Origin of the sequence: Streptomyces sp. NPDC058579, from assembly GCF_042718575.1 — a bacterium.
Classification (GTDB): domain Bacteria; phylum Actinomycetota; class Actinomycetes; order Streptomycetales; family Streptomycetaceae; genus Streptomyces.
The window spans coordinates 50,893-61,410 of record NZ_JBHXPI010000040.1 but is presented as its reverse complement, the minus strand read 5'-3'; the positions used below and the strand labels follow the sequence as shown (position 1 = coordinate 61,410).

The window sequence follows — 10,518 nt, the reverse complement described above, 5'->3', positions numbered from 1 at the left end:
GCCCAGCAGGGCACACAGGCGGGCGCGCAGCCCGGTGCGCCGGCCGCCGCCATGGCGGTCACCGCGTCCCCGGGCGCACCGGCCGCCCCGGTCGCGCCGGACGTCGCCGCCGCGCGCCGCGAGGGCGACCGGCTGCGGTTCGTCGGGGCCGCGACGCGGCGGATCGCGCGCGGCATAGACCTCGACGAGATCGTGCTCGGCCTGTGCCGGGCGACCGTGCCGACCTTCTCCGACGCGATCCTCGTCTACCTCCGCGACCCCCTCCCGGTGGGCGACGAGCGCCCTATCGCGCCGTTCGTGCTGCGCCTTCGCCGCACCGACCGGCTGCGCTTAGCGGAGGTGGACGGCGAGGAGCTGACGCTCGTCCCCGACCCGGACCCGACCCCCGCGGCCGAACTCTGCGAGGTGCGTTCCGGCGGGGCCCTGGCCGAGGTGTTGCGCGGTGTCCGGCCGGTCTTCGGCGACTCCGCCGCCGCCCGGGCCGCGCTGCCCGAGCTGCTCGGGCCCGAGCACACCCTGCCCCGCGGCCACCGGGCGATCCTGGCCCCGCTGCGGGGGCGGCGCCGGGTCATCGGCGCCGCCGTCTTCCTGCGCCGCCCCGAGCGGCCCGGCTTCGAGCCGAACGACCTGCTCGTCGCCGCCCAGCTCGCCACGCACACGGCGCTCGGCATCGACAAGGCCGTCCTGTACGGCCGCGAGGCGTACATCGCCGACGAGCTCCAGCGCACAATGCTGCCGGACTCGCTGCCGCAGCCCACCGGCGTGCGGCTCGCCTCCCGCTACCTCCCGGCCGCCGAGACGGCCCGGGTCGGCGGCGACTGGTACGACGCGATCCCGCTGCCCGGCAGCCGGGTGGCGCTGGTCGTCGGCGACGTCATGGGCCACTCCATGACCTCCGCCGCGATCATGGGCCAGCTGCGGACCACGGCGCAGACCCTGGCCGGGCTCGACCTGCCGCCGCAGGAGGTCCTGCACCACCTGGACGAGCAGGCCCAGCGGCTCGGCCAGGACCGGATGGCGACCTGCATGTACGCGGTGTACGACCCGGTCTCGCACCGGATCACGATCGCCAACGCGGGCCACCCGCCGCCGATACTGCTCCACCTCGGCGGCCGGGCGGAGGTCCTGCGGGTCCCGCCCGGGGCGCCGATCGGCGTGGGCGGGGTCGACTTCGAGGCGGTCGAGCTGGACGCCCCGGCGGGCGCCACGCTGCTGCTCTACACGGACGGCCTGGTCGAGTCCCGGCTGCGCGACGTGTGGACCGGGATCGAGCAGCTGCGGGAGCGCCTGGCCGCCACCGCCCAGCTGACGGGTCCGGACCACTCGCCGCCCCTGGAGGCGCTCTGCGACGACGTCCTCGACATGCTCGGCCCCGGCGACCGTGACGACGACATCGCGCTGCTCGCGGCCCGTTTCGACGGGATCGCGCCCAGTGACGTGGCGTACTGGTTCCTGGAACCGGAGGACGCGGCACCGGGACGGGCCCGGCGGCTGGCCCGGCGGGCGCTCGCCCGCTGGGACCTGGAGGAGCTCTCCGACTCCGTCGAGCTGCTGATCAGCGAGGTCGTCACGAACGCCGTGCGGTACGCGGAGCGGCCGGTGACCCTGCGGCTGCTCAAGACCGACGTGCTGCGCTGCGAGGTCGGCGACGACTCGCCGCAGCTGCCCCGGCAGCGGCGGGCGCGGGACACGGACGAGGGCGGTCGCGGACTCTTCCTGGTGAACCGGCTGGCGCGGCGGTGGGGGGCGACACGGCTCTCGGGCGGCAAGGTCGTCTGGTTCGAGCTGTCGACTCGTACATGACAACCAACGGCCGCCCCTAGGGACGGCCGTCGCAGCCGCGACCGTATCCAATTCCGGCCACATGTTGCCTCTCTCCCGTCGGCGGAGTTGACTTTGGTGGTGGACGAAGCGACCCCACCCAGCTCCTCACCGACGGGAGGACGCTCGTGACCCACACGACGAACAACGCCGGCATTCCGGTGGAGAGCGACGAGCATTCGCTCACCATCGGCGCCAACGGCCCGATCCTGCTCCAGGACCACTACCTCATCGAGAAGATGGCCCAGTTCAACCGGGAGCGGGTCCCGGAGCGGGTGGTGCACGCCAAGGGCGCCGGCGCGTACGGCATCTTCGAAGTCACCAACGACGTCAGCCAGTTCACCAAGGCGGCCCTCTTCCAGCCCGGCGCGCGCTGCGAGATGCTGGCCCGCTTCTCCACGGTCGCGGGCGAGCAGGGCTCCCCGGACAGCTGGCGCGACCCGCGTGGCTTCGCCCTGAAGTTCTATACGGAGCACGGCAATTACGACCTGGTCGGCAACAACACCCCGATCTTCTTCGTCCGTGACCCGCAGAAGTTCCAGGACTTCATCCGCTCGCAGAAGCGCCGCCCGGACAACGGGCTGCGCGACCACGACATGCAGTGGGACTTCTGGACGCTGTCCCCGGAGTCCGCGCACATGGTGACCTGGCTGATGGGCGACCGGGGCATCCCCCGGGACTACCGCCACATGAACGGCTACAGCTCCCACACCTATCTGTGGGTCAACGGCGGCGGCGAACGCTTCTGGGTGAAGTACCACCTGAAGACGGACCAGGGCATCGAGTTCCTGCCCCAGGCCGAGGCCGACGAGCTGGCCGGCCGGGACCCGGACGCCCACCGCCGCGACCTCTTCGAGGCGATCGACTCCGGGAACGCCCCGAGCTGGACGATGAACGTCCAGGTCATGCCGTTCGAGGACGCCCCCGGCTACCGCTTCAACCCGTTCGACCTGACCAAGGTGTGGCCGCACGGCGACTACCCGCTGATCGAGGTCGGCCGGATGACCCTGAACCAGAACCCGGAGGACTACTTCATCCACATCGAGCAGGCCGCCTTCGAGCCCTCGAACCTGGTGCCGGGCATCGGCCCGTCCCCGGACAAGATGCTCCTCGGCCGGCTCTTCTCCTACCCGGACACCCACCGGTACCGGATCGGCCCGAACTACACGCAGCTGCCGCCCAACCGGCCGCGTTCGCCGCTCGCCTCGTACGCGAAGGACGGCCCCATGCGGTACGAGCCGGCCGCCACCGCCCGCCCGTACGCGCCGAACTCCTACGGCGGCCCCGAGGCCGACGTCCGCTCCTTCGGCGACCCCGCGGGCTGGGCGGCCGCCGGGGAGATGGTCCGCGAGGCGTACGCCTTGCACAGCGAGGACGACGACTGGGGGCAGGCGGGCACGATGGTCCGCACGGTCCTGGACGACGCGGCCCGTGAGCGCCTGGTGTCGAACGTCGCCGGCCACCTGAAGGACGGCGTCAGCGCCCCCGTCCTGGAGCGCGCCCTGACGTACTGGCGCACGGTCGACCAGGACCTGGGCGACCGGATCGCCAAACAGGTCGACGGCGACTGAGGTTCCGTACGGACCTACCTACGGCGAAGGCCGGACCTTCTCAGGTCCGGCCTTCGCCGTAGGTCACCGCGGCGGGCGTACGGCGCCGCCCTCGCCGGTGTCGTCACCGCCGGGGTCCGGCGGGTCGATCGTCGGCGGCACCGGGTCCGTGGTCGTGGTGGGCGGCGGCGGCACGGTGATCGTGTCCGTCGGCTGCGGCGGCGTGGTCGCCGTCGAGGTGGGCGGGGGCGTCGGGCCCGTGGTGCCGGTGGTGGGCGGCGGGGTCGTCGTCGGCGCCTCGCCGGTCGGCGTCGAGGTCGGGTCGGGCGCCACGGAGTCCCCGGAGCTGCCGTCGGTCTCCAGGTCGAACTGGGCGTCGGAGCCGCCGCCGAGCGCGGCGCCCGTGTAGTCGCCCCAGATCTGGGCCGGGGTCCTGCCGCCGTTGGCGCGGCCCTCGTTGATCGTGTTGGTCAGGGTGACCTGGTTGCCCTTGGTGTCCTCGCCGAAGAGGCCGACGGCGGTGACCAGCTCGGGGGTGTAGCCGACGAACCAGGCGGAGCGGTTGTTCTCCGAGGTGCCGGTCTTGCCGGCGGCCGCGTAGTCGCCGGCGGCCCGCGTTCCCGAGCCGCTGCGGACGACGCCGGTCATTGCCTTGGTGACGGTGTCGGCGGCCTCGCGGCTGATGACCTGGCTGCCGATCGACTTCACCGTGTCGGCCTTGCGGTCCCTGTGCTCGGCGGACTTCACGATGGTCGGGGTGACCTTCACACCGTGGTTGTCGAGCGTGGCGTAGACGCCGGCCATGTCCCAGGTGGAGGCGCCCATGGTGCCGAGCGACATCGCGGGGGTCTCGCCGAAGTCGGCGCCGTCCTTCATGCCGAGGTCGAGGGCGGTCTTCTTGGTGTTGCCCGCGCCGACGTCCACGATCATCTGCGCGTAGACGGAGTTGATCGAGCTGTTGGTGGCCTTCTGGACGGTGACAGGGCCGTAGCTCCGGTTGTCCTCGTTCTCCGGGTTGAACGGGATGGTGCTGCCGACCACCTTGCGCTTGCTGGTGCCGTCGTAGATCGTGCCGAGGCCGATCCTCCGGCCGTCCTGCGTATCGGACTTGTTGTCCAGGGCCGAGGCGAGGACGAGCGGCTTGAAGGTCGAGGCGGGCTGGTAGTCGCGGCGGGTGGCGTTCGACGTCCAGTGCTCGGTGGCGCCGACACCGCCGTACATCGCGACGACCGCGCCGGTCTTCGGGTCGACCGAGGTGGCGCCGGCCTGGACGGTGGCGTCCTTCTTGTCGCCCTTGCGGTCGAGCTTCGCCTCCAGCTGCCGCTCGACCGCCTTGACCAGGGCCTTCTGCTTCTTCTCGTCGATGTTGAGGGTGATCGTCCAGCCGCCGGCCTTGATGTCCTCCTCGGGGATGCCCTGCCGCACCAGCTCCTGGTTGGCGGCCTCCACGAGGTAGCCGCGCTGTCCCTCCATGCCGGGGGCGGGCTTGGCCTTCTGCGGCGCGGGGAACTTCAGTCCCGCCCGCGTCGTCGCGTCGAGCCAGCCCTCCTCGACCATGTTGTCGAGGGTGTAGTTCCAGCGCTCCTCGACCAGCTTCTTGCCGGTCGCGGTGGCGGCGGTCCAGTCGTACTGGTTCGGCGCCTGGAGCAGCGAGGCGAGGTACGCGCCCTGGGCGACGTTCAGCTTGCCCGCGTCGACGCCGTAGTACGACTGCGCGGCGGCCTGGATGCCGTACGCGCTGCGGCCGTAGTAGCTGGTGTTCATGTACCCGGCGAGGATCTCGGGCTTCTTCATCTGCTGGTCGACCTTGAGCGCGATCACCATTTCGCGGAGCTTGCGGGTGACCGTCTGGTCCTGGTCCAGGTAGTAGTTCTTCACATACTGCTGGGTGATGGTCGAACCACCCTGCTTGCCCTTGCCGGTCACCGTGTTCACGGCACCGCGCAAGGTGCCCTTGATGTCGATGCCGTTGTCCTTGTAGAAGGTCTTGTTCTCGGCGGCGACGAAGGCGCGCTGGACCTCGAGCGGGATCTTGTCCAGGCCGACGATCTCGCGGTTGATCTCGCCGGTACGGGCGAGGATCTTGCCGTCCGCGTACTTGTACACGTTGCTCTGCATGGTCGCCTGGGCGTTGGCCTGCGGCACCGGGACCATCAGGTAGATCGCGTAGAAGGCGCCCATCAGAAGCAGGCAGCCGACGAAGAACGTGCCCAGGAGTTTCTTCCAGGTGAAGAGGCGGCGTATCCGCCCGCCCTTCTTCCCCTGGCTCTTGTCCGCTCGGCCCATGTTCTCCGTCGCTCCGCTCGTCGTGGTGTCGGGCGTCTCCGCTCCGAATCAGCTCAGCAAGCTAACACCGCCGATGCTGACAAAGGGCGATCGATCCGGTCTTTCCGGACGTGACAATCAGCACCTGTCCCGGTGGAACCGACGCGCATGGGGCCCGGATGGTTGTGCGGCGCCGGTCACATCACTCCTTCGGGGCGAATTCGTTGGCTATGCGATGGGTACGCGATGGCCACGCGGCGGCTATACATCGTGCGTATACACCCGGTGTAGAGTGACCGCATGTCAATAGGACACACGCTCCTCGGGCTCCTGGAGTCCGGTCCGCGCCACGGCTACGACCTCAAGCGCGCCTTCGACGAGAAGTTCGGCCACGACCGGCCGCTGCACTACGGCCAGGTCTACTCGACCATGTCCCGGCTGCTGAAGAACGGCCTCGTCGAGGTCGACGGCATCGAGGCCGGCGGCGGCCCCGAGCGGAAGCGGTACGCCATCACCGAGGCCGGCGTCACCGACGTCGAGCAGTGGATCGGCCGGCCCGAGAAGCCGGAGCCGTACCTCCAGTCCACGCTCTACACCAAGGTCGTCCTCGCCCTCCTCACCGGCCGCGAGGCCGCCCAGGTCCTCGACGTGCAGCGCGCCGAGCACCTGCGCCTCATGCGCGAGCTGACCCGGCGCAAGAAGGACGGCGACCTCGCCGACCAGCTGATCTGCGACCACGCCCTGTTCCACCTCGAAGCCGACCTGCGCTGGCTGGAACTGACCGCTGCCCGCCTCGACCGGCTCGCCGAGGAGCTCCACCGATGACCACCACCCCCCTGCTCCGCGCGACCGGCCTGACCAAGGCGTACGGGCCGACGCCCGCGCTCTCCGGCGCCGAGTTCGCCATCCGGTCCGGCGAGGTCGTCGCCGTGATGGGCCCCTCGGGCTCGGGCAAGTCCACGCTGCTGCACTGCCTCGCCGGGATCGTCCGGCCCGACGCCGGCACCATCACCTACGACGGGCGGGAGCTCACCGCCCTCTCCGACGGCGCCCGCAGCGCGCTGCGCCGCACCGACTTCGGCTTCGTCTTCCAGTTCGGCCAGCTGGTGCCCGAGCTGACCTGCGCCGAGAACGTGGCCCTTCCGCTCCGCCTGAACGGCGAGCGGCGCAAGGCCGCCGAGGCCCGGGCCCGGGAGTGGCTGGACCGCCTGGAGGTCGGCGACGTCGCCGGCAAGCGGCCCGGCGAGATATCCGGCGGCCAGGGCCAGCGCGTCGCCGTCGCCCGCTCCCTGGTCACCGCCCCGCGCGTGCTCTTCGCCGACGAACCGACCGGCGCCCTCGACTCCCTCAACGGCGAGCGCGTGATGCAGCTGCTCACGGACGCGGCCCGGGACACCGGCGCCGCCGTCGTCCTGGTCACCCACGAGGCGCGGGTCGCCGCCTACTCGGACCGCGAGATCGTCGTCCGCGACGGCTCCGTGCGCGACGCGGAGTGGGCGGTATGAGGCTCCGTACCTGGTTCCGCGATCTGGCGCTCGGCGCCCGGTTCGCGGTCACCGGCGGCCGCAGGGGCTGGATCCGGACGGCCCTGACGGCCGTCGGCATCGGCCTCGGGGTGGCCATGCTGCTCGTCGCCTCCGCCGTGCCGCACATGTCCTTCGCCCGCGAGGTGCGCGAGTCGCAGCGCAGCGTCGACGCGAGCGGGAACAACCCGAACCCCACCGCGGACTCCTTCCTGTACGCGACCCCGTCGACCGTCTACCGCAGCGACTCCGTCACCGGCCTGGTCCTGCGCCCCGAGGGCACGGACGCGCCCACCCCGCCGGGGCTGCCGAGGATCCCCGCGCCGGGCGAGATGTGGGTCTCCCCCGCGCTCGCCGACCTGCTCGACTTCCCCTCGGGCGCGCTCCTGAAGGAGCGGCTGCCGTACAAGGTGGCGGGCACGATCACCGAGCCCGGGCTCATCGGCCCGGCCGAGCTGCGGTACGTCGCCGGAAGCGCGACGCTTAACCCCGACACGTACGACGGCCGCGGCCGTGCCTACGGCTGGTCTGTGCCGGAGGAGCCGTTCAACGCCTTCCTGCTGCTGCTCGTCGTCATCGCCTGCGTCGTGCTCCTGCTGCCGGTCCTCGTCTTCGTCGCGACCGCCGTCCGCTTCGGCGGCGAGCAGCGCGACCGGCGCCTCGCCGCGCTGCGGCTCGTCGGCGCGGACACCGCCATGGTGCGGCGGATCGCGGCCGGCGAGTCCCTCGCGAGCTCCCTCCTCGGCCTCGCGCTCGGCGGCGTCTTCTTCGCCCTGGGCCGGCAGGCCGTCGGCCTGGTGACGGTCTGGGACGTCAACGCCTTCCCCTCCGACGTCGTACCGCTGGCCCCGCTCGCCGCGCTCGTCCTCACGGTCGTCCCCGTCTCGGCGGTCGTGGTGAGCCTCTTCGCGCTGCGCGGGGTCGCGATCGAGCCGCTGGGAGTCGTACGGTCCGCCACGCCCCGCCCCCGCAGGCTGTGGTGGCGGCTGCTGCTCCTCGCGGCCGGGCTCGCGCTGCTCCTGCCGATGGCCGGCGACGTCAACCTGCGGGACACGGCGATCAACACCACCGGGGTCGCCGCGGGCGCCACGCTCACCCTGATCGGCCTGACCACGCTGCTGCCCTGGCTGGTGGAGGCCTGCGTCAAGCGGCTGCGCGGCGGCCCGGTTGCCTGGCAACTGGCGACCCGCCGCCTGCAGTTGAGCAGCGGCACTGCGGCCAGGGCGGTCAGCGGCATCGTCGTCGCGGCGGCCGGGGCGATCGCCCTGCAGATGATGTTCCACGCGATGCAGGACGACTTCATGAACGTCACGGGCGCCAACTCCGAGCGGGCACAGATCCAGTCGACGATCGACGCCAAGGACGGCGGCGAGGCCCGCGAGATGATCGAGAAGTTCTCGAGGACCGAGGGCGTCACGGCCGTCGTCGGCACGATCGAGTCGCACGCCTGGCGGCCAGGACCGCTGAAGCAGGGCGAGCAGTTCGCCCCGATCACCCCGCTCGTGGTCGGCGACTGCGCCTCGCTCAAGGAGCTGGCGAACCTGCCCTCCTGCGCGGACGGCGACGTCTTCGTCTCCCTCGCCCACGGGCAGCGGGGCGCGGCGGACGACGACTGGGTCAAGCGGACCGCGAGGCCCGGCGCCGACATCGCGCTCCGGGACCCGGGCGAGCGCCGCACGGCGGCGCCGACCTGGCGGATCCCGGCCTCGGCCCGCACGGTCGACGCGCGCGTCGACCCGGTCGGCCACTACCAGTTCGGGATCTTCGCCACCCCGTCGGCGATCGACGTCACGCGGATGGACGCGCCGGAGGCGACCGCGCTGGTGCGGGTCGACCCGGCGGTGCCGGACGCCACCGAGCACGTACGGAACACGGCGGCGTCGATCACCCCGCTGGCCTGGGTCCGCACCCTGCAGAACATGGAGCGGGACGAGCAGTACTCCAGCGTCCGCACGGGCATCCTGGCCGGTGCCACCGCGACGATGACACTGGTCGCGGCCTCGCTCCTGGTCACGACCCTGGAGCAGCTGCGGGACCGCAAGCGGCTGCTGTCCTCGCTGGTCGCCTTCGGCACCCGGCGTACGACGCTCGGCCTGTCGGTCCTCTGGCAGACCGCGGTCCCGATCGGCCTCGGCATGGCGCTCGCCGTCGTCGGCGGACTCGGGCTCGGCGTGGTGCTCCTGAAGATGATCGGCAAGCAGGTCGTGGACTGGTGGGTGTTCCTGCCGATGGCGGGCGTCGGCGCGGCGATGGTCGCGCTCGTGACCCTGCTCTCCCTGCCGCCGCTGTGGCGCCTGATGCGCGCGGACGGCCTCAGGACGGAGTAGCGGCTCTCCAGTAGCGGGTCGTACGAGTACGGGTGGTGGGCGTCGGTCAGTGGCCGGCGCCCACCACCCGTACCGGCAGCCGCTTCATCGCGCCGCGCAGCGCGCCGGCCAGCTCCTCGAACTCGGCCTGCCGTGCCGAGCCCGTGCGCATGGCGAGGGCGACCTGCCGGGTCGGCGCGGGGTCGGTGAAGCGGCCGGTGAACAGGGCCGTGTTGCGCGCCGTCTCGACCTTGACCGCCGTGTGCGGCAGCAGGGTCACCCCGAGACCGCCCGCGACGAGCTGCACGAGCGTGGAGAGCCCGGCGGCGGTCGTGGTGACCGGCGCCCCCTCCGTGCGGCCGGCCTCCCGGCAGATGTCGAGGGCCTGGTCGCGCAGGCAGTGACCCTCGTCGAGGAGCAGCAGGTTGAGCTCCTTGAGGGCCTCGCGCGGAATGTCGTCGCGGCCGGCCAGCGGGTGGCCCTGCGGGGTGACGAGCACGAAGTCCTCGTCGAAGAGCGGGAGTTCGGTGACCCCGGGCATCCCGAGCGGCACGGCGAGCAGCAGCAGGTCGAGCCGCCCGGCCGCGAGCCCCTCCAGGAGCGAGGAGGTCTGCTCCTCGTGGACCTGGAGGTCCAGTTCCGGGTAGCGCTCGTGGACCAGGCTCAGGACGCTGGGCAGCAGGTACGGGGCGACGGTCGGGATCACGCCGAGCCGCAGCACCCCGGTGAACGGCGCCTGCGCCGCCTCGGCCTCCTCCATCAGCTCCGACACGGCGTCCAGCACCGCCCGGGCCCGGGCCGCGAGCCGCTCACCGGCGGGCGAGAGCAGCACCTTCCTCGTCGTACGCTCGAGGAGCTGGACACCCAGTGCCTCCTCGAGGGCCGAGACCGCGCCCGAGAGCGCCGGCTGGCTCATCCCTATGGCCGCCGCCGCGTCCCGGAAGTGCAGATGCTCCGCGACCGCCGCGAACGCTCTGAGCTGGGACAAGCTGGGCTGCTTCACACGCCGCACCGAAACCACTGATAACCACCTTCGATCAACCCGACCCAGTC

The 10,518-nt window shown here is 72.0% G+C and carries 7 protein-coding genes; 5 read left to right on the top strand and 2 right to left on the bottom strand.

The features are described from left to right. Together ACFWRO_RS30550 and ACFWRO_RS30545 are read left to right on the top strand one after the other, a co-directional pair. Window positions 1–1,803 (top strand): SpoIIE family protein phosphatase (locus ACFWRO_RS30550; protein ID WP_384515793.1); only part of this gene is annotated, 1,803 nt, incomplete at its 5' end. Between the two features lie 146 nt (window positions 1,804–1,949). Then, on the top strand, window positions 1,950–3,392 hold the full coding sequence (locus ACFWRO_RS30545) for a catalase (RefSeq protein ID WP_384515790.1): 1,443 nt from the start codon (window positions 1,950–1,952) through the stop codon (window positions 3,390–3,392). 63 nt (window positions 3,393–3,455) lie between these two features. On the opposite strand, the gene ACFWRO_RS30540 is transcribed toward ACFWRO_RS30545, so the two are convergent. After that, a complete protein-coding gene (locus tag ACFWRO_RS30540; RefSeq protein ID WP_384515787.1) occupies window positions 3,456–5,657 on the bottom strand; it encodes a transglycosylase domain-containing protein in 2,202 nt (733 codons plus the stop codon). A 279-nt stretch (window positions 5,658–5,936) separates the two neighbouring features. Here ACFWRO_RS30540 and ACFWRO_RS30535 point away from each other — a divergent pair, with 279 nt between their 5' ends. Genes ACFWRO_RS30535 through ACFWRO_RS30525 form a run of 3 tightly spaced genes read left to right on the top strand, consistent with a single transcriptional unit; the run spans window position 5,937 to window position 9,486 of the window. After that, window positions 5,937–6,461, top strand: coding sequence for a PadR family transcriptional regulator (locus ACFWRO_RS30535; protein ID WP_362014608.1), 525 nt, complete (start codon window positions 5,937–5,939; stop codon window positions 6,459–6,461). Then, window positions 6,458–7,141, top strand: coding sequence for an ABC transporter ATP-binding protein (locus ACFWRO_RS30530; RefSeq protein WP_384515784.1), 684 nt, complete (start codon window positions 6,458–6,460; stop codon window positions 7,139–7,141). The genes ACFWRO_RS30535 and ACFWRO_RS30530 overlap by 4 nt, the downstream gene beginning before the upstream one ends. Then, entirely contained in the window at window positions 7,138–9,486 is a 2,349-nt protein-coding gene (locus tag ACFWRO_RS30525; protein WP_384515781.1) for an FtsX-like permease family protein, read from the top strand. Before ACFWRO_RS30530 ends, ACFWRO_RS30525 begins: the two co-directional genes overlap by 4 nt. Window positions 9,487–9,532: 46 nt before the next feature. On the opposite strand, the gene ACFWRO_RS30520 is transcribed toward ACFWRO_RS30525, so the two are convergent. Next, window positions 9,533–10,486 (bottom strand): hydrogen peroxide-inducible genes activator, encoded by a 954-nt coding sequence (locus ACFWRO_RS30520; RefSeq protein WP_384515779.1) that lies wholly within the window; start codon window positions 10,484–10,486, stop codon window positions 9,533–9,535. Between the last annotated feature and the right edge of the window lie 32 nt (window positions 10,487–10,518).